The sequence below is a fragment of the Moraxella catarrhalis genome, assembly GCF_001632285.1.
GTDB lineage: Bacteria > Pseudomonadota > Gammaproteobacteria > Pseudomonadales > Moraxellaceae > Moraxella > Moraxella catarrhalis.
Window position 1 is genome coordinate 232,345 of record NZ_LWAH01000001.1, and the last position, 25,329, is coordinate 257,673.

Below are 25,329 nucleotides of genomic sequence, written 5' to 3' on the forward strand. Positions count from 1 at the left end.
TAATGAACTCTGTACGACAAAAAAAACTGATGTGGGTGCTGGCAGTGCTGCTGGGTGCTGTCGTGGCGGTCAGTTTAATTTTATATGCCATTCGCAATCAGACAGATTATTATTTTGATCCAACTGCGGTCGCTGCAGGTCAAGCTCCTGAAGCCAAGCGTATCCGAGTAGGGGGCATGGTGGTTGCAGGCAGTGTTCAGCGAGACCCCAGCGATCAGCTGAATATACAATTTAAAATCACCGACTATAAATCTGTTGTACCGGTCAGTTATCGAGGCGTTTTGCCAGACTTGTTTGCCGAAAATTCGGGCATCGTAGCGACAGGTGAGCTACAAGATGGCATGTTTGTTGCTGGTGAAGTGCTTGCAAAGCATGACGAAAATTATATGCCACCTGAAGTTGCCAAGTCGCTTAAAACGCAGCACGCCACTCGTGGTACCGATGTTAATAATGGGCAGTTTGTACCTGCAACACCAATGAGCGAAATTGATGAGCGTAATGCAGTTCAAGATACTAAGCGTTAAAGTATGGCTTTGATGGTTCAATAAAAATCCTCCAACGGTTGGAGGATTTTTATGGTCAGATCGGTCAGATTACCAGCCTTTGATAACACCATCTTTAAATTGCTTTTTGGCTTCAGCTTCCACTTCATCGGTTTGATAGGCTTTCACAAAGTCTTGGATGGCCTTAGAGTCTTTATTGTCAGCACGAGCGACGATGATATTGACATAAGGCGAGTCTTTATCTTCAACAAAAACGCCATTTTCACTGGCTGTTAAACCTACTTGACCTGCATAGTTGTTATTTACCACTGCCAAGTCCACATCGTCAATTGCACGAGCAGCAACTGAGGTATCCACTTCTTTGATGACCAATTTTTTTGGATTTTCTACGATATCAAGTGTGGTTGAGAATAGGTTGGTGTTGTCTTTTAATTTAATTAAGCCTTGTTTTTCAAGTAAAATTAATGCACGAGCTAAGTTTGAGGGATCATTTGGAACGGCGATGGTTGCACCATCTTTTAGCTCATTTAATGTCTTGATTTTGGTTGAATAACCTGCCAATGGGTATACAAAGGTGTTGCCGACGATGACCAAGTTATTTAGGCCTTTTTCTTGGCTGTCTTTTTCAAGATAGGGTTTGTGCTGCATGGCATTGGCGTCAAGTTCACCTTTTGAGACGGCTGAGTTTGGCATGGCATAGTCATTAAACTCAACCAATTCAACGGTCAGGTTGTATTTTTCTTTGGCGACTTGACCTGCTACCTCTGCCACAGCTTGCTCAGGACCTGCCATGACGCCAACCTTGATAGTCTGTGCAGCTGTATCAGATATGGCAGCTGGTTCGTTTGATTGATTGCTGCAGCCTGCCAATGCGATGCCAGATGCCAGTGCACAAATACCAAAAATTTTACCAAAATTCATAAAATGACCTTACAAAATAAAATTATATGTTCAAAAATCGCTTAAGTATTGAAAAAAGCTATAAAAACTTATCTATTAAAGCATAAAAGATATTAAAGCATAAAAGACGAGAAAAGAGCAAGCGTCAATGATGATATTTCATATAAAAACTTATGAAATTTTTTCAATTTTGTACAGGTTGATTCAGCGTGGCTATCGGTGGTCAACTTTGGCTGCCAAGACATCGCCGGCTTTTTGAAAAATCATCACAATGGCAACAATGATGATGGTTGAAATCCACTTGACATATACCATGTTGCGATGCTCACCATAGTTAATCGCAAGGCTTCCCAAGCCACCACCGCCAACCACACCTGCCATTGCAGAATAACCAATCAAAGACACCAAGGTCAATGTGACCGCATTAATCAAAATGGGCAGGCTTTCGGCAAAATAGTATTTGCTGACAACCTGCCAATGCGTTGCACCCATAGATTTGGCAGCTTCGGTCAGTCCTGTGGGTACTTCTAATAAAGCATTGGCACTCAAGCGTGCAAAAAATGGAATTGCTGCCACACTCAAAGGGACGATGGCGGCTGTTGTGCCAAGGGTTGTTCCCACCAAAAATCGTGTGACTGGCATGAGAATAATGAGCAAAATAATAAAAGGAACGGAGCGACCAATATTAATAATAACATCCAAAATTACAAATGCACTGCGATTTTCAAGGATACGCCCTTTATCGGTTAAAAATGCCAAAAATCCCATCGGTAGCCCAACTAAAACAGCGATGGCAGTGGCAGCAAGCCCCATATAGATGGTTTCCCAAGTAGATTGGGCAACCATTTCCCACATTCTTGGGTGCATTTCACTGACAAATTTTGTGACAATCTCATTCCACATAGCCGATAATCTCAATATTGACCCGATGGGTGGTTAAAAATTCTATTGCTTGCATGACCGAAGTGCCTTCACCGATAAGCTCGGCAATGGTAAAGCCAAATTTTATGTCGCCTGCATAGTCCATCTGTGAGGTTAAAATATTAAAATCTACATCAAATTGTTTTGAAGCAAGCGAAAATAATGGCATATCCACTGAATTGCCCGTAAATTCAAAACAAATCACAGGCGACAATCCCAAAGCAGGCTCGGATTTGAGTTGGCTAAGATAGCTGTTTGGCAGACCGATATGAAATGTTGAATGAATGAAGGATTTGGCAAGTGGGGTTTGAGGATTGGCAAAAATTTCACCGACTGTGCCTTGTTCGATCAGCACGCCTTTATCCATCACTGCCACCTTATCGCAAATACGCTTCACCACATCCATCTCATGTGTGATTAATAACATGGTAATGCCAAGCTCTTCATTAATCTTCTTAAGCAAAGTTAAGATAGATTGGGTGGTTGCAGGATCAAGTGCAGAAGTCGCTTCATCGCACAAAAGAACCTTTGGATCAGATGCCAAAGCTCGTGCAATGGCAACACGCTGTTTTTGTCCGCCTGACAGATTGGCAGGGTAAACATCTTTTTTATCGCTTAAGCCAACCAGCTCAAGCAGATCGCCCACTTTACTGGCAATCACTGCTTTGGGGGTGCCTGATAATTCAAGCGGTAGGGCAATGTTTTCAAAAGTCGTACGAGAGTGCAAAAGATTAAAGTGCTGAAAAATCATGCCAATTTTTCGGCGTTGAGTGATGAGTTCACGCTCGGATAAGGCTGTCAAATCCACATCATCGATCACAACAGAGCCTTCACTTGGTCGCTCAAGCAGATTGACGCAGCGGATTAAGGTGGATTTACCAGCACCTGAAGCACCAATGATGCCATAGATTTCACCACTTTGGATGGTCAAATCGGTTGGCTGTACCGCAGTAAAACTCGTCGTTTTACCCTCTTTTTCAATAACAAAATGTTTGCTAACGCCTAAGAGGGTGATCATGGGCGAGAGGGAGTGTGTGGACATCGTTAAATTGCCTTGATCAATGAAGTAAACCCTATATTATATCATACACGAACCAAACATTAAAATGGTGACAATGATGCTTATCAATATTTAATTAATGATTGGTGGGTTTATTCTTAATGTCTAAGACAGTGGTTTTGATTTGGCAGTCAGTGGTAAAATCACCAAAAAGCGTGTATGCCCAAGCCAAGTATCTGTGATGATTGTCCCGTGATGAGCTTCAACAATCTGTGATACCAATGATAGCCCAAGCCCTGACCCCTTTTTCTCTTGTTTTAGGCGTACAAAAGGGCTAAAAATGTCCTTACGCTTATCCTTGGGAATGCCTAAGCCTTGATCGATAAAAGCAAGCACTGCAAAATTTGGCTGATCTGCCTTTTGCTCTTTATCTTTGGGACGAGTTAGACGCTTTAAAAAATCAGTCGGGGTTTTGTTGTCTAAAGCGTTTGCTTCATCTGATTTTGAGTGTAAAATATCGCCATCACCAATGTTACAAAAACTGTCTAGCAGGTACTGAGGGATTGAGGTGGCTTCTTGAATATTGGTGGCGTGATACAGATAAACTTGAACAGGCGGTATGCCATGAATCATGGCATTATTGAGTAGGTTACGCACCAAATGCGTAAGCAATTTTGGCTGAGCCATCATACTCACTGACTCACCGATAAGTGTCGCCTCAGGATAGTGCTGCACTTCTGAGCGAATCAGCTCATACAAATCGACTTGTTCGGTGGCTTGCAGAGCGTGTCCTGCATCCAGCCGAGACACCAACAAAATGCTTTCAACCAAGTCATTTAGCCCTGTTAAATCACGATTCACCGCAGCAGCTCGTTTATCAAATTTGGCTTTTGTAGTTTCATCAAGCTGGCTTGTTAGCATATCCATCATCTCAATTTGTAAGCGAATCCGAGTAATGGGCGTACGAAATTCGTGTGAAGCGTGCGCAAGTAGTAGGCTGTGTGCATCAATCAGCTGTTCGATTTTTTGGGCGGATTGGTTAAATCCATGTGCAAGCACCGCAATCTCATCATTACCCTCTTCGCTGACTCGCACACTAAAATCACCTTCACCCAAGCGGCTCATCTGTCGGCTTAGTTGATTGATTCGCCAAGTAATACTGTGCGAAATCCACCAAAGTACTGCCGACATGATGGTAAATAATAAGACTGTGCCTGAAAATAGATTAAACCATGCCATCAAAGGGCGTTCAGGGCTAAGAATGCGATTTTCGTACCATAAAGAATAGCCAAGTGTGCTATTGACCACAATGTGGGTGGGTGATGGTGCAAAGATTTGGCTAATCCATGGTGGATTAGGCACAAGCGTTTCAGGCAAGTCGGTATTTTCGGTTTGTAGCATCAGCCGCCCTTGAGAATCATACAGCCCAATTTTGGCATTCAAGCTTTCATCAAAAATATCAAAACTTTTTTTGATAACAACCAAAGAAAATCTCGCCTGAAGCAAATTATTTTTAGCTGATAAAGTGTGTGCCTCTGCCAAAAATGGCTCAATTTGATTCATAATTTGACTGGCAATAGCTCGATTTCTGGTATAATCAGAATTATTATGTGCAAATTGTGACAATAGCACAAAAGCAATGGTAAAGGTCAAAAGTGCCAAAAAAACGCTGATAAATAATCGTGCTGAAATGGAGCGAAAACCAAATTTTCCATAATGTACCAAGTTCATAAGACGACCAACTGTTGATTAAATGGTGAATCATGACAACATCACACCAAGTCACTGGGTGGCTAAGCTGATTATCCCAAAAAATGCAGAAAAACCATCAAGCCTATCGCCTGATGGTTTTGGATAACAATAGATTTAAACTTGATCGGTGGCAAACTGATAGCCAACGCCTCGCACTGTGATGATACGCTTGGGCTGGCGTGGATTATCTTCAATCAAAGCGCGTAATCTTGAGATATGAACATCGATGGCACGATCAATATTTTCTGAGCTGTCATCGTTTGGCATGGCTTGCCAAAGCTGCTCACGATTGAGTACTTTGCCAGCATGCGTAGCAAAATAATGTAAAAGCTGAAACTGGTGTGTGGTCAGACGAACGGTCTTTTCATCAATCGTGACCTCATGGCTGTCTGGATAAACCGTCAAACGACCAAAAGTTAGGCTGCCTGAGTTGGTATCTGCTTGATTTGGCGTTTCGTGACGACGCAAGACAGCACGGATACGCGCCAATAGCTCTCGTGGCTCAAATGGCTTGGCAATATAATCATCAGCACCCATCTCAAGCCCTAAGACACGATCGGTAGTGTCCCCCTTAGCGGTGAGCATAACAATCGGTACTTTGTTAATCATGGTATTTTTTGAACCGCGTACTTTTTGGCACACTTCCATGCCATCCATATCTGGCAACATCAAATCTAGAACAATTAAACTGATGTCACGCTCTTTGGTATCCAAAATATCCAAGCCACCTTGACCAGTTGCAGCGTGATGAACTTCATAATAATTCATGGATAGATAATCACTGATCAGCTCCGCCAAATCTGGATCATCTTCAATCAGTAGGATTTGTTTATTCATTTTAGTACCTTTAAATGATAGTGACTCATAGAGCTATCTTGCCAAGTTTTGTCTGTGTTCGCAAGTGTATATTTGTAGTTAAATTGCATAAAAATTGGTCAATTCTCTGAAGTTTAGCAAACAATTTCAAGAATGTGTAACATTTATCTTCCCGTATTTGGTGATATTACGGTCAATATTTTGTATTTGTGGTCTTAGTATACTTTGACTGGCTTATCATGTGCGTCTTTTGGTAAGGGCACTGTGGCAACAAGACTGTCTTCGGTGATACCTTGCACTAAAAATTGCTGAGTTTTGGGACGGTATTCCAAAACTTTTACAGGGGACAGGGACAGTCGGTGGTCTTGTTTTACGACCCAAACATAGCCATCAATCGGAGCATCTGGCTTATGTGGTGGCTTATCAAATCCATCTAACGCTAAGATATTCAAATCGCTGTCATAAACAGCGCTGCTGGGCATCATGACCCCAACTTGGATTTGTCCATAATCAATATGCCCAACCACACGCCGCCCAAGCAGATCTTTGGGCTTTTCATCAGGATTGGGTTCGATGATGACATGTACTTCAATAAGTTTGGGGTTTTGTTCACTGACATTCACTTGGCTAATCTGTCCAACATGAGCAATACCATCAACCCCAAAAGTTACCGCATCGCCCAATTTGGTATCATTCATCAGTGCAGAAGACAAATAGCTGATGAATTTTAATTGAGAAATATCATGAATCTCAATTAATGGCGTATTGGCATCATAGTGCTGATCTGTGTGGGCAAAGACACGATGAACCACCCCATCAAATGGCGCAGGCAGGGTAGTAACTTCGCTGGGCAAAGATTCTAAATGGGTGAAATAACCAAGTAGTGCATCGCCTTTGGAAACCTCATCACCTGCATCAACAAAAATATGCTCAACGATCACAGCAGTATCAAGATTTAATAGGGTCTGATTGACTGGGATAATTTTACCATCAAAGGCAAAACTTGGCTGATATTTGGACATCTTGACGGTCATGATGCTGTCTTTATTAAGTATGATGCCATCATCAGCAGGTTTGATTATAGGGGATTTTGGGCGGTCATCACTACAAGCACTCATCGCCAACCCCATTGCCAATGTGGCGATGAGACTTGATGTGAAAAAACAATGTTTTAAGCATATTTTTGAGAGGTTGGTTGACCGATCTTTATGGGCCGTCATGCCTATCCTTATCCGATTGAGTATTGTATAAACTCATCTTAGCATGATTTTTGATGAAAGTGATAGTATCGCTTTTAATCAACCAAAACTTAACCAACCAAAACTGTCAGTAGGTATGGATACAAAATATCAACAGTTACAGAATATTAGCTTGAAGATATTTTGATAAAATAGATTTGTTTTTAAGTTTTATTTAATTGAGGTATGCCAGTCATGACTCAGATAACCTCTGCTCGTGTGATAAAATATAATTTGGCAGCGCGTATTTTTCATTGGATCGGTGCATTATTGATTGTGCTGGCTTGGTTTTTGGCTCAGCAAGGCGAGGATTATCTTAGCCTGCATAAGTCAATTGGGGTGAGCTTTTTGATTTGGACAATGCTTCGTATTGCCAATCGAGTATTTACCAAAGACCCTACACCACTGCCAGTTTCAAAAATCTATACCGTGATAGCAAATGTGGTTCACCTTGCTTTATATGTGGCGATGATTGTGATGCCTTTGACGGCGTTTTTGGCATCCATGTATGGCGGCTATGGGGTGAATGTATTTGGTATCATCAGTATTTCTGGTTTTAAGATACCCAATACCGAGCTGGCAGATAGGTTGATAGATTGGCATACCGATATTGTGTGGCCAATGCTATTAATCTTTGTGGCGGCACATATCATTGGGGCGTTATATCACCAATTTATCCTAAAAGATCATATTTTATCACGCATGCGTTAAAAAATTCCGCCACTGTTTGGCGGAATTTTTATGATTGGCAAATGGGTTAAATATCATACTCAAACATGGCGCTGATTGACTCTTCATTATTGATTCGGCGTAATGATTCTGCAATCATCGAGGCAATACTGATTTGGCGAATATTCGCACAAGCAGAGGCAGCTTCAGAAAGTGGAATGGTATCGGTAACAACCAGCTCATCTAGGGCAGATTTTTGAATGGTTTCGATGGCTTTACCCGATAAAACAGGATGGGTAATATAACCAACCACACGGCGTGCACCATGGTCTTTGAGTGCTTGAGCGGCTTTACACAGTGTGCCTGCGGTATCAACGATATCATCAACAATGACACAGTCACGACCAGATACATCACCAATAATATGCATCACTTGAGATTCATTGGCACGAGCACGACGCTTGTCAATAATGGCAAGATCAGCATCACCAAGTAATTTTGCCATGGCACGCGCACGCACCACACCACCAACATCTGGTGAAACAACCATTAAGTTTTCATAGTTTTGTTGCTTAAGATCACGCAATAGCACAGGCGTGCCGTATAAGTTATCAACAGGCACATCAAAAAAGCCTTGAATTTGATCGGCGTGCAAATCAACCATCATAATACGGTCAATACCAGCAATCGACAACATATCAGCGACCACCTTGGCAGAGATGGGCACACGAGCTGAACGAGGGCGACGATCTTGGCGAGCATAGCCAAAATAAGGAATCACGGCTGTGATACGACCAGCACTTGAGCGACGCAGTGCATCTGCCAATAAAATAACTTCCATCAAATGATCGTTGGTGGGTGCACAGGTTGGCTGCAGAATGAATACATCTTTACCTCGAACATTTTCTTTGATTTCAACAGCGATTTCGCCATCAGAAAAACGATTGATGTCTGCCTTACCCAAAGGAATGTGCAGATTATCGGCAACGGTTTGGGCAAGTTTAGGGTTGGCACTACCTGAAAAGACAGCCATATATGACATGGTAAAAATCCTATAAAAGCGAATCGAAAGCTAACATAACCAATTGAGATTATATTTTAGCATTTTTGAACCATAATTTGCAGGGGATATGGGGATTTTTGAAAAGTTTTTATAAGACTTTATCGGTTTTTTTGATAAAAAACATCTTGGTTAAATAGAAAAATCTTGGTTAAACTGAATAAAAAAATTGGGTCAATCACGAATGACTGACCCAATTTGGATATGGCAGAGGTAGCTGGACTCGAACCAACGAATGTCAGGATCAAAACCTGATGCCTTACCAACTTGGCGATACCCCTGTAGGTACTGATTATATTCTCAGCAAAAGAACCTTGATCGGATTCTTTGGTTCGGTACTATGACCGAGAGTCTGATACAATGTATCGGACAAAAATGGCAGAGGTAGCTGGACTCGAACCAACGAATGTCAGGATCAAAACCTGATGCCTTACCAACTTGGCGATACCCCTGTATAGGGCAAAAATTATACCAAATTTTAAAATGAATGCAACCATTTTTGCATAATTTGTCTTAAAATTTATGCAACTCATTGAAAATTATATAATTTTTAATATAAATTTTGTGTCATGATTGTGGGGCATGGTGCAGCAGCTTGCCAGTGTTTGAGCATTGCGTCATCTATGTTGTCAGGAATGGGTAAAAATACCGTACTGCCAGTACCTGTTAAGCGTGCGGTCGTACCAGTGAATACTTGTCGTGATTTTAGATATTGAAGTGCCAAGGCAACGGCGGGCGAGTGCATGACGGCAATCGGCTCAAAGACATTGAAAAACGCATCGGTCATAGTATTGCCATAGTCATCATAGCGACTGCCAATATTTGGTATGGGCAAGCAGTTTTTTTGTAAGTCAGGGTGTGCAAAAAACTGAGCTGTGGACAGATGTGCCTGAGGAAATAAGAGTAAATAACGCGCTGAGGGCAGCTTAAGTGGTGTTAAAATCTCACCGATGCCACAGACAATCGCATCTTGTTGGTGAAAGTGACTAAAAATAAAAAATGGTACATCTGCACCAAGCTGCTGACCAAAATCAATCAAAGCTTGAAGCGATAAATCAAGCGCCCACAGCTGATTGAGTGCGATGAGTGTCGTCGCACAGTTGCTGGAGCCGCCGCCTAAGCCTGCACCTGTTGGGATATGTTTTTGCAAATCAATTATCAACGGCTTGGCGTGATTTGGAAAGTGTTTGGCAAGTAAGGTTACAGCTTTGACAATGAGATTTTGGTCAAGCTCTTTGGTTAAGCCCTCAGCACCTGTCAGCGTGATTAAAGGTTTTTTTGTATCCGTGAGACCAAAGCTTAACCAATCACCAAAATCCAGCGTACGAAAGACGCTTTGTAGATCGTGGTAGCCATCGGAACGCTTGCCAATGATATGCAAAAATAAATTAATTTTTGCTGGAGAAAAAATCTTTAAAGCCATGTTCTTATTGATGTGTTACTGTCATGGTTATACTGTGCTGGTTGGTATGTGTGATGCGAAGGCGTGACGGCAAAGAGGTTTTGTCGTAATCAAATTGGGCATGCCATGCACCATTAGCAGCAGACACCAGCCGACCTAAGTGATCATAGCCGGCTGTGCTGTCATCAGGAGCACCGCGTCCTAAGATCCAGTGTGGTAGCTGAGAGATTGGTGCTTGCCAGCCTGTTGCAGTCAATAAAAGTGCTTCAGGCGTATCGGCAGTTATCGTGCCTGTGCGTTCACTGTCCAAGGCGGCAGTTGTCCCGTTATAACGGATTTGGGTTGCACCAATACCAAGCATACCTGTCAATTCAATAGCGAAGCGATCATCTTCTTGTGTCCAAGTATAAAAGGCACTACCTGCTTGCCTACCTTCGGGGGTGGTGGTAACCACGCCGATTTTACCTGTGACCGCAAATTTAAGAGGGGTATCCGCAGTAGGCAGGGTGGTGGGCGTTTGGGTGCTTGGTTGTATGTTGGTACAAGCACTTAATAAAAGTACGGATACACTCAAAGCAGCAAATGCAATTTTTTTCACAATCTGTCTCCTAGATGCTTAAGAGTTTTTAATAAATTTGGCTATCGTCAGCAATGGCACTAGAGTTGGCAAAACGAGACTGTAAGTCAGCCAAAAGATTTGCTACTGCTTCATTATTACCAAGCCCTTGATAAGCTCGAAGCAGTGTAATACCAACATTAAGATTGGGCATCACTTCATAAGGTGCTTGCAGATAATCAATGACTGCTTCATAATTTTGTTCAGCCAGTGCGTGATTACCAAGAACAAGCAGGGCATCCAACTGAAGCTGGCTGTCATACTCTGGATCATCAAAGCTGATATTGCTAATCTCTGAGGCGGTATTGAGTGCATCATCATCATTGGCGTTTTGACTGAGGCGAAGTTTGGCATCTGCCAAGCGATAGCGAGGATTGTATTCATCAATCTCAAGCAGTCGATCGATGGCTTGGCGTTTATCTTGTGGCTCAAGTTCATTTTCGAGCAATTGAAAACTGGCATACAGCAAGCGGTCATCATCAGGATATTCACGGTTTGCGACCGTCAGCAGATCTTTGGCTTTTTGTTGATTGTTTTGACGCAAATAAATCTCAGCTTGGAGGATATAGCTGTCGGTGGCGTAATTTTCAAATTCATCACGCAGGCGAATCAGTGTTTTGATGGCATCGGTCGTGTTATTATCCGCCAAATAAAAACCAACGACTTTATTGGTGGCATCAAGCACATGTTCATAATGATGTACTTTTTCAAAGTTTTCTCGTGCTTGTTGGGGATTGCCTAGGCGTTCATAGCCAATACCGATATAATAATGCGCTTGACTTGCTATCTCTGTATTCTTAGTTAAAGGTTTAAGTATCTCAATGGCATCGGTATAACGACCGCTGTCAAGTCCTACCAGTCCTGCCAAGAGTATAATGTCCTTATCTTGAGTATTTTTGACAGCTTGTGTCAAAAGTTGCCAAGCTTGACTAAGGTCACCCACTTCAATCAGATGCCGAGCTTCGTACAAATAAAGCTCTTTTTCTTTGGGCAGTTGTTTGCGTGCTTGATGTAGATAGTTCCAAAGTTCATCTAACTGATTGGCAGCACGCAAGATATCTAATTTTAGGGTAATAAATGCCAAATTATTTGGCTCAATGCTTAAGGCTTGATTGACATGCAGGTGTGCCGCTTGATAATCCGCCAATCCCATCAAGATCCCCGCTCTAAGTACAGAGATGGACGCATTGTTTTCACCAAGACCCTGTAAAGCGTATAATAACGCTCGTTTATCTTCTCGTTTGGGTGGTATGATACCAGTCAAGATTTGCCCTAAATCTGAGCGTGGATCGTAGTGTAAGATGGTTGATATCATTGCGGCCGCTTGGTTATATTCACCCGCTTTTAGTGCTAAGTGGGTTACATAAAACCAAGCAGGAATATGGTCAGGATTGCGATCCTGCCAAGCGGTGGCAAACGCCAATGATTGAGCAGGCGTTTCATACTCAATGGATAAAGATAAGGCACGCTCAAACACATTGGTGGCGTTTTTTTTAAAAGATTCTGCTTTATAAATATTCAACGCTCGTCTGATATCACCTCGATCAGCAGCAAATTCAGCATCCATCAGTGCATATAAATCAGGTATGTTGAGTATAGGCTCAACATTTTCGGCGATCAGTGTATCTTCGAGCAAAATCTCAGGAATGTTGGCATATCGCTTTGTTGTCTCAGCTTGGGGTATGACCACCGAGGACGCTTCTTTATTTGTATGCGTATGAGCGGGTGTCTGAATAATATCATCTTTTAAAGGCTCTTTGGGTTCTACTAAAGGTTCTTTAGCTTCTCCCTCAGCTTTTGGTGATTTTTTATAAAATGGCAATAAAATGCGTAACAAAGGATCAAAGATATTGGCGTGCGTCGGTAGAGTGGTGGCTACCATCAAGCCTGCGAGTATTGAAGCGGTCAGGATGGACTTGGATATTTTCAAGGTTTTGTCAGAATTTTTGGGTGCAGGTGTACCTTGATGTGCCAATTTTGAGACATCGTGTGAGTGATACCGCCGTTTACGCCAAAGCCAATTCATAACTTACCAAACACCTCCTGAGTGTTAGATGATTAAGTCAACTTAATTTAAAGGTACAATACGCTCTATTATAAAAGTATTTTTGATAAGTGCAAACAAAACCGTCTAAATATTCAAAACTAAATTGGATAACATTGTGTAAAATCGTGATTAGGCTTTAATTTTGTATCCTTTTGACCAAAGCGTATCATGAATACCTGATATAAAAGTATCAAAGACTAAAATTTAAAATAGTCAATAAAATAAACTTGTAATTTATTGGCGATGATAGTATCAAAGCTGTTATAATAGTGAGTTTTTAACTAGCAAGATCTTTGGCTTTTTGGTCGTTTGTATGAAATTAGCTGTCATCGGAGTCAATCATAAGACTGCCCCCGTTTCATTGCGGGAGCGGCTTTCGTTTGGCTCGGATATGCCTCAGGCAATTGAGCAACTATCAACATTGGCAAATGGCTGTACCATCGTCTCAACTTGCAATCGTAGCGAGCTTTATGTTGGTATCGTTGATGATGTGGGCAGTCAGCACGAGTCTCAAGATGAGCAATCAGGCGGGCTAATTTCTGCTAAGCTTCAGGCGATTGGTGAATGGTTGGCAGAGTTTAAGGGCATTTCATTTGATGAGATTGCTCCTTATTTGTATACTTATGAAGACTCACGTGCACTTAATCATTGGCTAAGAGTTGCAGCAGGTTTGGACTCAATGATTCTTGGTGAGCCACAGATTTTAGGCCAGATTCGCCAAGCGGTTGCACTGTCTCGAGAGTATGGCGGTGTAGACAGTGATTTTGGGTGGCTGACGCAGCAGGTTTTTGCTGCGGCACGGACGGTACGCCGTGATACCAAGGTTGGGCAGCAAGCGGTAACATTAGGTTTTGCAACCGCTCGTCTTGCTACGCAGATTTTTGATGACCCAAGTGAGTTGACCTTCTTATTGGTTGCAGCAGGCGAGATGAATCGATTGGTTGCACATAATGTCGCCGCTTTGGGTGTTAAAAAAATCATCATTTGCAACCGAAGCCCTGAGCGAGCCCAAGCACTGTCAGATGAGCTATCTGAGATGGCTCAGCAGGCGGGGCGTTTTCTTGAGATTGAGCTTGCAGGTTTGGACAGATTGGGCGAAGTTTTACCACACGCAGACATTGTCAGTAGTTGCAGCGGGAGCATGCAGGCACTCATAGATACCGCCATGGTTAAATATGCGCTTAAGATACGCCGTCATCAGCCGATGTTGCTTGTGGATTTGGCAGTGCCAAGAGATATTGATCCTTTGGTTGGACAGCTTGATAATATCTACCTGTATTCGGTGGATGATCTACAGCATGTCATCGCAGGTAATATCGCTGAGCGTAAGCAAGCAGCAGTTGAAGCGGAGCTTTTGGTCGGTCAGCTGGTAGCAGATATCGAAGCACAGATGCAAGGACAGGTTGCCCGCACGCATATCCGAGATTATCGGCAAATGGCTGAGGCACGCACTCAAGTTTTACTTGCACGGGCGATGTCACAGATTGATCAAGGTGATGATGCCAAAGCGGTGTTAAGCGAGTTTTCTCATACGCTCAGTCAAGCACTTATGCACAGCCCTTCAAGGCTGATTCGTCAAATTGCCAAAACATACGATGCAGATACCCTAGATTTGGTGTCGCATGAACTCATTCATAGTTATCGTAAGCCAATTTAAATATTGTATTAAGATAATGCTTGTTGTTTTCACTGTGATACTTTAAAATTAAAAAACAAATTAAAAAACAAAATAAAAAACGCTTCATGATTTGATGAAGCGTTTTTAATATTTGTCACATATTCGGATAGTTAGGGCCACCACCGCCCTCAGGTGTTACCCAAGTAATATTTTGCGATGGATCTTTGATATCGCAGGTTTTACAATGGACACAGTTTTGGCTGTTAATCACAAATTTAGGCGTCTTGCCTTCTTTGTGTACAATTTCATAGACGCCTGCTGGGCAATAGCGTTGCGCTGGTTCAGCATAAAGCGGTAGATTGAGTGAGACAGGCACTGCTGGATCTGTCAGACGCAGATGATTTGGTTGATCTTCGGCGTGATTGGTATTTGAGATAAACACGCTTGATAATTTGTCAAAAGTCAGTTTGCCATCAGGCTTTGGATAGTTGGGCTTATAGGCATGGTCAGCCTTATCAAGTGTTGAGTAATCTGGGGTGTTGTCATGAATGGTCAATGGCATTTTACCGCCAAATAAGTTTTGCTCAACAAAAGTGAACACACCGCCCATCCAAGTACCCATGCGATGTAATGATGGTGAGAAGTTGCGAGCTTGATGAGCATCTTCAAATAGCCAAGAATTCTCAAAAGCAGTTTGATATTCGACCACTTCATCAGAGCTGCGTCCTGCTTGAATGGCATTAAAGATGCTTTCGGCGGCAAGCATGCCTGATTTCATTGAAGTGTGGGTGCCTTTGATTTTGGCAGGGTTTAGAAAACCTGCATCATCACCCACCAGCACACCGCCAGCAAAGGTTAATTTTGGTAAGCTATTTAGACCGCCTTTGGTTAGGGCTCGTGCACCATATGACAGACGCTTACCACCTTCTAAAATAGGGCGAATGATTGGGTGAAGCTTAAGACGCTGAAGTTCGTCAAATGGTGAGACATATGGATTATGGTAAGACAAATCAACCACCAAACCAAAGCTGACTTGATTGTCTTCGGCAAAATACAGCCACCAGCCACCCGTAGTACCAGTTTCTGACAGTGGCCAGCCTGAACCATGCATGATGACGCCTTGTTCGTGCTTGTCGGCATCAATCTCCCAAAGCTCTTTGAGTCCGATGCCATAGTGCTGCGGGTCTTTGTCTTTATCCAAATGAAAACGACTAATCAGACGCTTACCAAGATGTCCACGACAGCCTTCAGCAAAGATGGTGTATTTGGCAAGCAGTTCGTAGCCAGGCTCAAAGCTGTTTTTTGGTTCGCCTTGTGCATTTAGACCCATATCACCCGTCACCACACCACGCACTGAGCCATCTTCATGATATAAAACATCACTGGCTGCAAAGCTTGGGAACATCATCACCTCTAAGCTTTCTGCTTGCTCAGCCAGCCAGCGAACCACATTGCCAAGCGATACGATATAATTACCATCATTATGCATACTGCTTGGTACAATTGAGCTGGGTAGGGCGGTGCTGCCCTTTTCGCTGGTCAACATATACACACGGTCTTCTTTGGCTTCTACTGTGATCGGTGCGTCCCGCTCTTTCCAGTCAGGAATCAGCTCATCAAGTGCGCGCGTTTCTATCACGGCACCTGATAGGGTGTGTGCCCCAAACTCTGAGCCTTTTTCGATGACGCAGACGGTGAACTCATCCATTCCAGCAGCGATTGCCAATTGGCGTAAGCGGATTGCAGCGGATAGACCAGCAGGTCCACCGCCCACGATGATAACATCAAATTCCATAGAGTCTCGTTCGATTTGCATGAATTATCCTTAAAAATAGGTCAAATATCAAAAACAGGCGAGCGGCAAAAGCAGCTGGCAAATCAGGCGGCAAGATTCTTGCCAAAATATTTTAATAATATCTATTGTAACAAGCTTCACTAATTAGGCAAGTTTTTTTGATGGGTTTGTATCGTTCAATTTGCGATAAATAATCGCCAATCTGCTAAAAATTTTTGATAAATTTGGATAAAATGGCTTGGATTATGACTAAATACCGCCATAAAATCCCCTTGTAATTCCCTCTAAAAACTGCCATGATAAGGCAAATTGACAAGATAATTTAGCAAAAATCAGGCTAATTTTTGATAATTTGGCATGGTTTTGGTCAAATAATAGGAATAAAATGATGATGGATAAAGATAATATTAATAATAAAAACAATGACTTAAATAATTCACTTATCCAAAAGCTGACAGCTATCCAAACCAAGCAGGTCGGCAAGATCCGTAAAATTCCACCATTACAAAGCTGGCAGCCAAGACGAACGACACCTTTGGATATCGAAATCCGTGATAATGGTGAATGGTGGCATGAAGGTCAGAAAATGACTCGTCAGTCACTTGTGGATCTATTTGCCAGTGTGCTGTGGGTGGAGTGGCATGATGATCAAGCCATTCATTATCTTAAAACCCCAACTGACAAGTATCAAATTCATGTGGCTGACGCACCATTGTTTATCAATCAAGTCACTCAAGTCACGGATGCTGATGGTGAGTGGATAAAATTTGGTACAACAAATGGCGATGTCATTCGCTTGGATGAAGATCATCCATTATATTTTAAGCGATTTGGTGATGAAGAACGGGTATATATTGATACACGCTTTGGGTTGACTGCACGCTTGATGAATAATGCCATGTATCATTTGATCCAAATGGGCAGGCTTAGCCAAATCCAAGAAAATGGACAGAATAAAACCGTGCTAAAACTCAGTAGCGGTGGTAAAATCTATCAAATTGAACAGCACGGTTAGGCTTGCTGAGTGCTTTATTAAAATAAAAGCGTCTGTGATGAGCCTAAAGTTATAAGGCTTGCAACATGATACATCCGCATTTTGATTCAATAAATCCCCAAAAATCTGCACCCATCGGTATTTTTGATTCTGGTGTTGGTGGTTTGTCGGTGTATCGGCATTTGTCAGAACTTATGCCCAAAGAGCGATATGTTTATTATGCAGATACCCAAAATCTGCCTTATGGCAACAAATCAGGCGATGAGATCTTGTTTTTGACTCTGCAGGCGGTGGATTGGCTGTGTCGTCAAGGCTGTAAGCTGATTGTCATCGCATGTAACAGTGCTTCGGCGTATTCATTGACAACGCTTCGTATCCGCTGCCGTATTCCCATTGTGGGCTTGGTGCCTGCAGTCAAGCCTGCTTGTGAGATGAGTCAAACACGCCAAATTGCTTTACTTGCGACGCAAGCGACACTTCAAGGGCAACTGCTTGCCGAAGTCATTCATGAGGTGGCAACATCCAAAGGTGTAACGGTACATAAGCACTTTGAGCCAATGCTTGTGCCGTGGGTCGAGTCGGGGATGCCAATCAATCATCATGTCGCTGATCTTTTGATCAAACAAACTCAAGCATGGTATCAGCAGGGCGTGGATATACTTGTTTTGGGTTGCACGCATTACCCATTTTTTCGACAATTTTTGCAAGATTGGATTGATGAACAACACATTACGATGACCTTGCTTGATTCGGGTGCTGCCATTGCCCAAAGGGTTAAATCTTTGCTTGACTGTTTTGGGATAAGTGCTGATGGTGATGTGCTTGATGAGCCGCTGACATTCTATGCATCTGATTTAACAGATAATGTACCCGCCACAGCACGCAGACTCTCACAGGTGCCGATTAGCTTTGTTGATGGCAACTTTTTGCCCATCAATGTTTAATCAAGCTTTTGCCCAAAGCTTTATCCAACTGTGGGTTTTGTGTAAAATACGCTTGATAGATTTGCAATTTTGATTAAATTTGATTAAAATTTGGTGTAATAATTTTAAGAATTTATTTTAAGAATTTAATGGTTAAATTAACCACCAAAATGGAGCTTGTGATGACAACCGATACCAAAAAAAGTGCCTTGCGTGAAAAAATTGAACAATTTGATCAATTAAGTGACACCATGCATGATGCCGAGAAAAAACGCACGCTAGAAGAGCAGGTGGAGTATCTGAAAGATCAAGGGATTGATCCTTCAAAAACCTATGCCAAATGGGATGATGATAAAGAAGAAGAGTGATTTTTAATATGACATATCATAATTTTATATGCCATATTGAGATAAAAAGCTTAACAGCAAAATAGCCCAAGATAACTCTTGGGCTTTTACTTCGGCTATTTAACTAATATCCAAGATGAGCTGCCATCAGCATTGATGACACGCCGATAGGTCGTTCCTGTGGTAGGCGGAGTGTTTGCTGGCTTGACAATTACCGCCCTTGTTGCAGTGGCTTGCGTACTGACAGTTGGCTGTACTGAGTGATACTGGGGTACAGGCGTATTCATGGCTTGGGCTGGTGTTTGGGCAGATTGGATGGAAGCAGTGCGACCAGTAATTAATCGGTGAAACTTTTGACCTGCTCGACCATCGGGCATAACACCAACTTTTCGCTGATAATCCATAATTGCTTGGCGTGTATTATCACCGATGATGCCATCGACCGCACCGATGTCATAGCCAGCATTGATGAGTGCTTGCTGGATTTCTTTGGATTCACGGCGACCGATACCAGGGTCGTCTGTTGGCCAAGGTGTGGCAAAGTTGGTATTGGTATTTTCATCACGCACAAGGTCAGACAGCTGAGCGATGGCTAACGCATAGCTTTCTGAGGCATTATAAGAATAAAAAGTATCAAAATTCTTACCAACTAAGAATGCAGGACCCTGCCTACCAGCAGGCAGTAGTAAACCTGCTGATGCCATATTATTTGGGATAGGTTGTCCATTTGGCAAGGTGATGCCTTGAGCACGCCAGTGATTGATTGATTGCTTATTGCGGCGACCACTTGAGCCATTATAGCCATTAAGACGCACTTCATAGCCCCAAGGTTCGCCTAGGCGATAGCCTCGCTTCACCAAGAAATTGGCAGTGCTTGCCAATGCATCGGCTTTTGAGTTGACCAAATCTTTACGCCCATCACCATCAAAATCCACCGCAAGCTCTAAAAAGGTACTCGGCATAAACTGTGTCTGACCAAATGCTCCCGCCCAAGAACCTGTCATATCCTCAGGGTGAATATCACCATTTTGGACAATTTTTAGTGCATTGGCATACTCACCACGAAAATAACTTTGGCGACGATCAAAACAAGACAAAGTCGCTAGGCTATCAAATAAATTTTTTTTACCCAGCGTCTGACCAAAATTACTCTCAACGCCCCAGACGCCCAGTACATGCTCAGGCTTGACGCCATAGCGGCTCTCAATGCGGCGTAGCACATCAGCTTGCTCATGCTTGGCACGGATACCGTCTTGGACACGCTCACTGTCTACCAAAGACGCCAAATAATCCCAAACATCTTTTTTAAATTCAGGCTGATAATTGAGCGAGCGAATGACGCTGGGATCAGGCTGCGATGGGCGATATTTTTCAAATGTCACCCCAGAGACACTCCGAAAGGTACTACTGTTTTTTAAAGTGCTAAGACACTGCTGAAATTCACTGTTGCTAAGATTGGGAGAATCATTGGAAAATGCCGTTTGTGATAGCATGATACCAGACATAGCCAGCACTAGGGCGGATGTGTGTAATTTCATAATATTCCTTAAAGTGTTTTGATGAATGCTGTACATCTTATAACCAAGCCAACTGCCTTATCTTTTGATATATCTTGCATCCCAAAAAACACCGCCAAATGTTATGCATTTTGATTGTCTTTTAATAAATGTGCAAAATTTGCACGCAACTTGGCAAGCTTGGGCGGAATGGCAAAATTGCAATAGGCTTGCGTGGGGTTATTGGCATAGTAATTTTGGTGATAGTCCTCAGCGGGGTAAAATGTTGGTGCAGGCTCAAGTTTTGTGACCACATTGACGCCTTCTGAGCGTAACGACTCAATCATTGCCTTAGCGACTTTGGCTTGTTCATCATCGGTATAAAAAATCACTGATGCGTACTGCGTGCCAATGTCATTGCCTTGACGGTTGAGCGTTGTTGGATCATGCGTGGCAAAAAATACCGACAAAATCGCATCAGTACCAAGTATTGAGTCATCATAGTTTACTTCAATGACCTCAACATGACCCGTCTCACCTGTGCAGACAGCTTGATAGTTTGCTGTATCACCTGCACCGCCAGCGTAACCACTGACGACAGAGTTGATGCCTTTTAATGAATCAAATACCGACTCGGTGCACCAAAAGCAGCCACCGCCTAATAAAATAGTTTTCATATTTTTATCCTCAATCAATGCTATAATAACACCTTTTCAAGTCTATCATAAGTCATGCCAAATACCAACCACGATACTCACGATACTTTATTTACCACACCGCTTGATAAGTCGGCTCGCTTTAGTTTTGATGAAGAAGTGGTGGCGTGTTTTCCTGATATGATTCGCCGTAGTGTGCCAGGTTATGGGCAAGTGCTTGCGATGCTGCCGATTTTGGCACGCCGCCATTGTTTGTTGCGTCAAGTTAGTGATCGTGGAGCGCGTGTGAGTCGTGTCTATGACTTAGGAACATCGCTTGGGGCGGTGAGCTTTGCTTTGGCGGATAAATTTGCTCCTGATGAGCTTGAGATTCATGCCATCGATATCTCAGCACCAATGATTGAGCGGGCCAAATCGGTCGTAGGTGAGTATTATCCTGATCATGATATTCGCTTTTGGTTGGATGATGTTTGTCAAATGGATTTGTTACCCTGTGATTTGATTATTATTAATCTAACCTTACAATTTTTACCACCAGATCAGCGACTGTTATTACTCCAAAAATGCCATCACGCTTTGGCAGAAGGCGGTATTTTGATTTTGACCGAAAAAACTCACCTAACCGATGAACAAGACGATGCGTGGCGAGTTGAGCGGTATTATGATTTTAAGCGTGCCAATGGCTACAGTGATATGGAAATCAGCGGTAAGCGTAACGCACTTGAAAATGTGCTCATCACCGACACGCTACACAAGCACCATGAACGCTTGGCACAGGCAGGTTTTGAGCGTAGCTTGACTTGGTTTATGTTTTTAAATTTTGCGTCCATTGTGGCTTTTAAATGATGATAAATTAATCATCAGTTACCAAGTTTTTAGTACCAAATTTTGCCCAATGATGAAGACCGATGACCTTATGAATACAATCACTCGTGCCGAAAAAGACCTTTATCAAACCTTATTTGACCTAGCTCAGCATCATCCGATGGCGTATGAATGGCTCAAATTATTACCAGATTGGTTAGCGAACATTAAAAATAAAGATCGATATGCACATGCGCCATATTATGAATCAATCATTGATAAACTGCCTGATGTTACGCCTAATGAAATTAATCTAAATGCCGCTTGTATTACTTCACAGATTGACTTTACTCACAGCGATTATCGTTGTAGTGAAGCTTTGTTAAAAAATCTCATGCCATGGCGAAAAGGTGGATTTAAATTTGGGCAAGGCGATCGGCTGATCCATATTGATACAGAATGGCGTAGCGATTTAAAATGGGACAGAATATTACCATACATTGGCGACTTGACTGGTAAGCGAGTGTTGGATGTTGGCGGAGGTTCGGGCTATCATGGTTTTCGTATGGTTGGGGCGGGGGCGAGTACGGTGATTGTCATCGATCCGTCTTGCTTATTTTACCATCAGTTTATGGCGACCCGGCACTTTCTTGGCAACATAAAAAACCGCTATGAGCAGCCGCCCATTCATTTTATTCCTGTGGGGTTAGAGGAGCTGCCCCAAGATAATAATCAGTCAGGATTATTTCACAGTGTTTTTTGTATGGGTGTATTATATCACCGTGCATCACCGTTTGATTGTTTATTACAATTAAAAAATCAGCTGACAAAAGGCGGTGAGCTGATACTTGAGACTTTGGTGGTGGATGGTGATGAAAATACGGTACTTGTTCCCAAAAATCGCTATGCGATGATGAATAATGTGTATTTTTTACCATCGGTATCTGCCTTACAGCTGTGGCTAGACAAAATAGGCTTTGCTCAGGTTCGCTGTGTTGATATTAATATCACAACCAATGATGAACAGCGAACCACTGAGTGGATGACCTATCATTCTTTAGATGATTTTTTGGATACCAAAGATCCTTCAAAAACTGCCGAGGGATATCCTAGACCTAAGCGTGCGGTGATAATTGCCAAAAAACCATCATGAATAAGTCTGACTGAAGTATAATATTACAATACTGGCTAATCGCTTGACATGATTTGTGAGGCATTTAATAAAAAGGTGAAACTATGGCAGGTGGTAGTTTATTAATGCTGCTTGATGACATCGCAGCGATACTCGATGATGTCTCGGTAATGACTAAGGTGGCAGCCAAAAAAACCGCAGGTGTTTTAGGTGATGATTTGGCACTAAATGCTCAGCAGGTTACTGGTGTGCGTGCTGATCGAGAGTTGGCTGTGGTGTGGGGGGTTGCTAAAGGATCGTTGATTAATAAACTGATTTTGGTGCCTGCTGCATTACTTATCAGTGCCATCGCAGCTTGGCTAATCACGCCTTTATTGATGCTTGGTGGTGCTTTTTTGTGCTATGAAGGTGCTGAAAAGGTAGTTCATAAATTTACCCCCAATCTACTACCACACGAGATGGATGATGAAATGGCACATACCAAAAGACTCAAAGCTAATGCTGATGAAAGCATCGATTTGGCCGCCTTTGAAAAAGATAAAATTCGTGGTGCTATCCGGACGGATTTTATTTTATCCGCTGAGATTGTGGTGATTTCATTGGGTGTAATGACGGCAGCGACTTTCACAACAAAAGCGGCAGCATTATCTGCCATTGCTATTATGATGACAGTTGGGGTGTATGGCTTGGTTGCCTTAATTGTCAAACTCGATGATATGGGTATTTATTTGGTTAATCAGCCCTCGGCATACCGCCAAGCGATGGGTCGTACTATTTTGGTATTTGCCCCAAGGCTTATGAAATTTTTATCCTTTGCAGGCACGCTTGCCATGTTCTTGGTCGGTGGTGGGATTTTGGTGCATGGTGTTGGTATCTTACATCATCAAGCTCAAGACTTGGCGGCGTTATCGGGTGTTTTTGGTGGTCTGACCGAAGCTTTATATAATGGTATGACAGGTTTGATTGCAGGTTTGATGATTTTGGTGGGTGTGATCGGTGTTAAAAAATTCATAAAACAATAGCCAAATTTATTGAACCTAAGCTATCAATAAAAAGTGTTCAATCAATATGGACGCTTTTTATTTTGGCATGATGAAATGATGATAGTTATTTGGGTTATTTGGGAGTAGGACGCTGTTCGATAAGCAAAGAGTCAATACCATTATTACGCAGGCGTACACTGGTGGCAGAGGCTTCTTTTTGAGTCATGGGCGTTGAGATAACTTGATACACATAGCCATTTTTTGTATCTTGGCGTACCACAATGGCATCCACACCTGCCATGAGTACTTCAGCACGCTTTAGATCGGCATCTTTGGCCTTTTCATAGCTTTTGATTTGGAGTATGTATTGGCTTTGGTGATTAGGCTCATCATCAGCGGTATTTTCTGCGGCGATTGAAATGTCAGCTGGCTGGTCGGTACTCGCTTTTGTGCTGTGATTGATGATCACATCGGTTGATGGCTTGGGCAAGGTATTATCTTCTCGGTCTTGGATGCTCACGCCTTCTGGAATGCTTTGAAATTTTTGTTCGGGCAGAACTTCATAAAATTCAAATTCAATTTCAGGTTCGCTGGCGGTAATGGGTTTAACCAAAGCGTCAGGTTTAGGATCTGCGCTTTGACCAAAACCATCAAATAAAGGCGACACATACAAAAAAACCGCCAGCATCGCTGCCACCAATAGCCCCACGACAATCCAAAGCAAGCTACTTAAACCTACTCTTTGATTATGTACTTCATCTTTATAGACGGCAGAAGGCTGTTTTTGGGGTCTTTGAGCCATAAGAATATCCTGTATGGTTTTTATACAAAAATTAGGGTAGTAATCAAATACCAAATTAAGGTGAGCGTTAATTAGCCCAAGCGACGGCTATTTTAGCAAATTTTTATAAAAATATCGTGCTTATTCTTACCTGATGGTTGGTAGTTGGGATAAATATTGCTATAATGTGCGGATAAATAATCATAAAGGTGCTTGGTATGTCTGCAATGGCGACGCTGTTTTTGGTATCGGCTGAGACGATTACCACATTGGGTCTGTATGTTTTATTGCCTATTTTCATCGGGTTTTTAATTTTTATCATGTGGGATATCTCAAAAAAATCAGATGCTGGCCGAGCGGGAACTTTTTGGATTTTTGTCGCTTTGGGCATGGGTTTTTTTGGTTTTCTTGCCAAACTTGTGATTGAATTTGTGCTTGGAAAATGGGTATTGTAACTTAATTTGAGCATTTTAAAAGTTAGTGGCTGACTTGATAGTTTAAACAGTCTTTAATTTTGGAGTAAGGGTATGAAAATTTTTGCAGTAACTGCCTTAGCATTTGTCACTTTGATGTTAACCGCTTGCGGTCACGGTCATGAAAAAGTACATGCTATTGACCGTGTTGAAGAAGCACAAGCAGCCGCTTTGGCCAATGCTCCAAAAGCCGAAGACATGGTTTTTGGTGATGAAGGTGTATCTACAATGACGACCGAGACAGCTCAAGCGGATGCAAGTGCTGATGTCACAGCTCAAGAAGATACCCAAATGGCGGATGCTAATGCAACCGTAGAGCCTACCGAAACTCAAGCCAACTGATATCTTCTTTGGTCAAATTTTGATTTGATTGAAATAGGGCAGTTTGGATGAATAATAAAGC

General features: G+C 42.4%; 25 protein-coding genes and 2 tRNA genes. 11 read left to right on the plus strand and 16 right to left on the minus strand.

Annotated elements, in window-relative coordinates; genetic code table 11:
* Positions 1 to 2 precede the first annotated feature (2 nt).
* Positions 3 to 524, plus strand: a complete 522-nt coding sequence (ccmE, locus tag A4U55_RS01010) for a cytochrome c maturation protein CcmE (RefSeq protein WP_003672821.1) — start codon at positions 3 to 5, stop codon at positions 522 to 524.
* A 69-nt stretch (positions 525 to 593) separates the two neighbouring features.
* On the opposite strand, the gene A4U55_RS01015 is transcribed toward ccmE, so the two are convergent.
* The 6 genes from A4U55_RS01015 to A4U55_RS01040 all read right to left on the minus strand — a co-directional run bounded on the left by A4U55_RS01015 (position 594) and on the right by A4U55_RS01040 (position 7,112).
* Positions 594 to 1,424 carry a MetQ/NlpA family lipoprotein gene (locus A4U55_RS01015; protein ID WP_003656298.1) on the minus strand — a complete coding sequence of 277 codons (831 nt, stop codon included), beginning with the start codon at positions 1,422 to 1,424 and terminating at the stop codon, positions 594 to 596.
* A 192-nt stretch (positions 1,425 to 1,616) separates the two neighbouring features.
* Positions 1,617 to 2,306 (minus strand): methionine ABC transporter permease, encoded by a 690-nt coding sequence (locus A4U55_RS01020; protein WP_003665055.1) that lies wholly within the window; start codon positions 2,304 to 2,306, stop codon positions 1,617 to 1,619.
* A complete protein-coding gene (metN, locus tag A4U55_RS01025) occupies positions 2,296 to 3,342 on the minus strand; it encodes a methionine ABC transporter ATP-binding protein MetN (RefSeq protein WP_003656301.1) in 1,047 nt (348 codons plus the stop codon). Before metN ends, A4U55_RS01020 begins: the two co-directional genes overlap by 11 nt.
* Positions 3,343 to 3,489: 147 nt before the next feature.
* Complete coding sequence (locus A4U55_RS01030) at positions 3,490 to 5,055, minus strand: sensor histidine kinase (RefSeq protein WP_003656304.1); 1,566 nt, start codon at positions 5,053 to 5,055, stop codon at positions 3,490 to 3,492.
* 135 nt (positions 5,056 to 5,190) lie between these two features.
* Positions 5,191 to 5,913: a response regulator transcription factor gene (locus A4U55_RS01035; RefSeq protein WP_003656306.1), complete on the minus strand. Its 723-nt coding sequence runs from the start codon at positions 5,911 to 5,913 to the stop codon at positions 5,191 to 5,193.
* Positions 5,914 to 6,107: 194 nt separating this feature from the next.
* On the minus strand, positions 6,108 to 7,112 hold the full coding sequence (locus tag A4U55_RS01040) for an efflux RND transporter periplasmic adaptor subunit (protein WP_063453914.1): 1,005 nt from the start codon (positions 7,110 to 7,112) through the stop codon (positions 6,108 to 6,110).
* A 213-nt stretch (positions 7,113 to 7,325) separates the two neighbouring features.
* Between A4U55_RS01040 and A4U55_RS01045 the strand changes: the two genes are divergently transcribed.
* Positions 7,326 to 7,841 (plus strand): cytochrome b, encoded by a 516-nt coding sequence (locus A4U55_RS01045; RefSeq protein WP_003668733.1) that lies wholly within the window; start codon positions 7,326 to 7,328, stop codon positions 7,839 to 7,841.
* A gap of 46 nt (positions 7,842 to 7,887) precedes the next feature.
* On the opposite strand, the gene A4U55_RS01050 is transcribed toward A4U55_RS01045, so the two are convergent.
* The 6 genes from A4U55_RS01050 to A4U55_RS01075 all read right to left on the minus strand — a co-directional run bounded on the left by A4U55_RS01050 (position 7,888) and on the right by A4U55_RS01075 (position 12,903).
* Entirely contained in the window at positions 7,888 to 8,841 is a 954-nt protein-coding gene (locus tag A4U55_RS01050; protein ID WP_003656314.1) for a ribose-phosphate pyrophosphokinase, read from the minus strand.
* A 223-nt stretch (positions 8,842 to 9,064) separates the two neighbouring features.
* Positions 9,065 to 9,140: transfer RNA gene (locus A4U55_RS01055), tRNA-Gln, on the minus strand.
* Between the two features lie 95 nt (positions 9,141 to 9,235).
* A tRNA-Gln gene (locus A4U55_RS01060) sits at positions 9,236 to 9,311 on the minus strand.
* A gap of 98 nt (positions 9,312 to 9,409) precedes the next feature.
* Positions 9,410 to 10,282 (minus strand): 4-(cytidine 5'-diphospho)-2-C-methyl-D-erythritol kinase, encoded by an 873-nt coding sequence (ispE, locus tag A4U55_RS01065; RefSeq protein ID WP_003656316.1) that lies wholly within the window; start codon positions 10,280 to 10,282, stop codon positions 9,410 to 9,412.
* Between the two features lie 4 nt (positions 10,283 to 10,286).
* Positions 10,287 to 10,859, minus strand: coding sequence for an outer membrane lipoprotein LolB (locus A4U55_RS01070; RefSeq protein ID WP_003665040.1), 573 nt, complete (start codon positions 10,857 to 10,859; stop codon positions 10,287 to 10,289).
* Between the two features lie 28 nt (positions 10,860 to 10,887).
* Positions 10,888 to 12,903 carry a tetratricopeptide repeat protein gene (locus tag A4U55_RS01075; protein ID WP_063453915.1) on the minus strand — a complete coding sequence of 672 codons (2,016 nt, stop codon included), beginning with the start codon at positions 12,901 to 12,903 and terminating at the stop codon, positions 10,888 to 10,890.
* Positions 12,904 to 13,237: 334 nt separating this feature from the next.
* Between A4U55_RS01075 and hemA the strand changes: the two genes are divergently transcribed.
* The gene (gene hemA, locus A4U55_RS01080) at positions 13,238 to 14,581 is read left to right on the plus strand and encodes a glutamyl-tRNA reductase (RefSeq protein ID WP_003656323.1); all 1,344 of its coding nucleotides are present in this window, start codon (positions 13,238 to 13,240) and stop codon (positions 14,579 to 14,581) included.
* Positions 14,582 to 14,696: 115 nt separating this feature from the next.
* Here the strand turns inward: hemA and A4U55_RS01085 are convergent, their stop codons facing one another.
* Positions 14,697 to 16,358, minus strand: a complete 1,662-nt coding sequence (locus A4U55_RS01085) for an electron transfer flavoprotein-ubiquinone oxidoreductase (RefSeq protein ID WP_003664052.1) — start codon at positions 16,356 to 16,358, stop codon at positions 14,697 to 14,699.
* 367 nt (positions 16,359 to 16,725) lie between these two features.
* Between A4U55_RS01085 and A4U55_RS01090 the strand changes: the two genes are divergently transcribed.
* The 3 genes from A4U55_RS01090 to A4U55_RS01100 all read left to right on the plus strand — a co-directional run bounded on the left by A4U55_RS01090 (position 16,726) and on the right by A4U55_RS01100 (position 18,622).
* Positions 16,726 to 17,352 (plus strand): DUF1285 domain-containing protein, encoded by a 627-nt coding sequence (locus A4U55_RS01090; RefSeq protein WP_003671444.1) that lies wholly within the window; start codon positions 16,726 to 16,728, stop codon positions 17,350 to 17,352.
* 65 nt (positions 17,353 to 17,417) lie between these two features.
* Positions 17,418 to 18,275 carry a glutamate racemase gene (gene murI / locus A4U55_RS01095; protein ID WP_003671445.1) on the plus strand — a complete coding sequence of 286 codons (858 nt, stop codon included), beginning with the start codon at positions 17,418 to 17,420 and terminating at the stop codon, positions 18,273 to 18,275.
* A 161-nt stretch (positions 18,276 to 18,436) separates the two neighbouring features.
* Positions 18,437 to 18,622 carry a hypothetical protein gene (locus tag A4U55_RS01100; RefSeq protein ID WP_227513407.1) on the plus strand — a complete coding sequence of 62 codons (186 nt, stop codon included), beginning with the start codon at positions 18,437 to 18,439 and terminating at the stop codon, positions 18,620 to 18,622.
* Positions 18,623 to 18,717: 95 nt separating this feature from the next.
* On the opposite strand, the gene A4U55_RS01105 is transcribed toward A4U55_RS01100, so the two are convergent.
* A complete protein-coding gene (locus tag A4U55_RS01105) occupies positions 18,718 to 20,139 on the minus strand; it encodes a lytic murein transglycosylase (RefSeq protein ID WP_063453917.1) in 1,422 nt (473 codons plus the stop codon).
* A 101-nt stretch (positions 20,140 to 20,240) separates the two neighbouring features.
* Positions 20,241 to 20,774 (minus strand): peptide-methionine (S)-S-oxide reductase MsrA, encoded by a 534-nt coding sequence (gene msrA, locus A4U55_RS01110; protein WP_003656334.1) that lies wholly within the window; start codon positions 20,772 to 20,774, stop codon positions 20,241 to 20,243.
* Positions 20,775 to 20,828: 54 nt separating this feature from the next.
* On the opposite strand from msrA, the gene cmoA reads away from it, so the two are divergent.
* The 3 genes from cmoA to A4U55_RS01125 all read left to right on the plus strand — a co-directional run bounded on the left by cmoA (position 20,829) and on the right by A4U55_RS01125 (position 23,711).
* Complete coding sequence (gene cmoA, locus A4U55_RS01115) at positions 20,829 to 21,599, plus strand: carboxy-S-adenosyl-L-methionine synthase CmoA (protein WP_003656336.1); 771 nt, start codon at positions 20,829 to 20,831, stop codon at positions 21,597 to 21,599.
* 70 nt (positions 21,600 to 21,669) lie between these two features.
* On the plus strand, positions 21,670 to 22,710 hold the full coding sequence (gene cmoB / locus A4U55_RS01120; RefSeq protein WP_063453929.1) for a tRNA 5-methoxyuridine(34)/uridine 5-oxyacetic acid(34) synthase CmoB: 1,041 nt from the start codon (positions 21,670 to 21,672) through the stop codon (positions 22,708 to 22,710).
* A gap of 83 nt (positions 22,711 to 22,793) precedes the next feature.
* A complete protein-coding gene (locus A4U55_RS01125) occupies positions 22,794 to 23,711 on the plus strand; it encodes a DUF808 domain-containing protein (protein ID WP_003656338.1) in 918 nt (305 codons plus the stop codon).
* 94 nt (positions 23,712 to 23,805) lie between these two features.
* Here A4U55_RS01125 and A4U55_RS01130 read toward each other — a convergent pair whose 3' ends face one another.
* Positions 23,806 to 24,474 (minus strand): SPOR domain-containing protein, encoded by a 669-nt coding sequence (locus A4U55_RS01130; protein WP_003667010.1) that lies wholly within the window; start codon positions 24,472 to 24,474, stop codon positions 23,806 to 23,808.
* A gap of 197 nt (positions 24,475 to 24,671) precedes the next feature.
* Here A4U55_RS01130 and A4U55_RS01135 point away from each other — a divergent pair, with 197 nt between their 5' ends.
* Entirely contained in the window at positions 24,672 to 24,908 is a 237-nt protein-coding gene (locus tag A4U55_RS01135) for a DUF2788 domain-containing protein (RefSeq protein WP_003656342.1), read from the plus strand.
* A 72-nt stretch (positions 24,909 to 24,980) separates the two neighbouring features.
* On the plus strand, positions 24,981 to 25,268 hold the full coding sequence (locus A4U55_RS01140; protein WP_003656344.1) for a hypothetical protein: 288 nt from the start codon (positions 24,981 to 24,983) through the stop codon (positions 25,266 to 25,268).
* The last annotated feature ends 61 nt before the right edge of the window (positions 25,269 to 25,329 follow it).

Bases quoted from the DNA above. Each gene is read 5' to 3' on its own strand.
- ccmE (WP_003672821.1), top strand. From the start codon at position 3: ATGAACTCTGTACGACAAAAAAAACTGATGTGGGTGCTGGCAGTGCTG.
- A4U55_RS01015 (WP_003656298.1), bottom strand. From the start codon at position 1,424: ATGAATTTTGGTAAAATTTTTGGTATTTGTGCACTGGCATCTGGCATC.
- A4U55_RS01020 (WP_003665055.1), bottom strand. From the start codon at position 2,306: ATGTGGAATGAGATTGTCACAAAATTTGTCAGTGAAATGCACCCAAGA.
- metN (WP_003656301.1), bottom strand. From the start codon at position 3,342: ATGATCACCCTCTTAGGCGTTAGCAAACATTTTGTTATTGAAAAAGAG.
- A4U55_RS01030 (WP_003656304.1), bottom strand. From the start codon at position 5,055: ATGAACTTGGTACATTATGGAAAATTTGGTTTTCGCTCCATTTCAGCA.
- A4U55_RS01035 (WP_003656306.1), bottom strand. From the start codon at position 5,913: ATGAATAAACAAATCCTACTGATTGAAGATGATCCAGATTTGGCGGAG.
- A4U55_RS01040 (WP_063453914.1), bottom strand. From the start codon at position 7,112: ATGACGGCCCATAAAGATCGGTCAACCAACCTCTCAAAAATATGCTTA.
- A4U55_RS01045 (WP_003668733.1), top strand. From the start codon at position 7,326: ATGACTCAGATAACCTCTGCTCGTGTGATAAAATATAATTTGGCAGCG.
- A4U55_RS01050 (WP_003656314.1), bottom strand. From the start codon at position 8,841: ATGTCATATATGGCTGTCTTTTCAGGTAGTGCCAACCCTAAACTTGCC.
- ispE (WP_003656316.1), bottom strand. From the start codon at position 10,282: ATGGCTTTAAAGATTTTTTCTCCAGCAAAAATTAATTTATTTTTGCAT.
- A4U55_RS01075 (WP_063453915.1), bottom strand. From the start codon at position 12,903: ATGAATTGGCTTTGGCGTAAACGGCGGTATCACTCACACGATGTCTCA.
- hemA (WP_003656323.1), top strand. From the start codon at position 13,238: ATGAAATTAGCTGTCATCGGAGTCAATCATAAGACTGCCCCCGTTTCA.
- A4U55_RS01085 (WP_003664052.1), bottom strand. From the start codon at position 16,358: ATGCAAATCGAACGAGACTCTATGGAATTTGATGTTATCATCGTGGGC.
- A4U55_RS01090 (WP_003671444.1), top strand. From the start codon at position 16,726: ATGATGGATAAAGATAATATTAATAATAAAAACAATGACTTAAATAAT.
- murI (WP_003671445.1), top strand. From the start codon at position 17,418: ATGATACATCCGCATTTTGATTCAATAAATCCCCAAAAATCTGCACCC.
- A4U55_RS01100 (WP_227513407.1), top strand. From the start codon at position 18,437: ATGACAACCGATACCAAAAAAAGTGCCTTGCGTGAAAAAATTGAACAA.
- A4U55_RS01105 (WP_063453917.1), bottom strand. From the start codon at position 20,139: ATGAAATTACACACATCCGCCCTAGTGCTGGCTATGTCTGGTATCATG.
- msrA (WP_003656334.1), bottom strand. From the start codon at position 20,774: ATGAAAACTATTTTATTAGGCGGTGGCTGCTTTTGGTGCACCGAGTCG.
- cmoA (WP_003656336.1), top strand. From the start codon at position 20,829: ATGCCAAATACCAACCACGATACTCACGATACTTTATTTACCACACCG.
- cmoB (WP_063453929.1), top strand. From the start codon at position 21,670: ATGAATACAATCACTCGTGCCGAAAAAGACCTTTATCAAACCTTATTT.
- A4U55_RS01125 (WP_003656338.1), top strand. From the start codon at position 22,794: ATGGCAGGTGGTAGTTTATTAATGCTGCTTGATGACATCGCAGCGATA.
- A4U55_RS01130 (WP_003667010.1), bottom strand. From the start codon at position 24,474: ATGGCTCAAAGACCCCAAAAACAGCCTTCTGCCGTCTATAAAGATGAA.
- A4U55_RS01135 (WP_003656342.1), top strand. From the start codon at position 24,672: ATGTCTGCAATGGCGACGCTGTTTTTGGTATCGGCTGAGACGATTACC.
- A4U55_RS01140 (WP_003656344.1), top strand. From the start codon at position 24,981: ATGAAAATTTTTGCAGTAACTGCCTTAGCATTTGTCACTTTGATGTTA.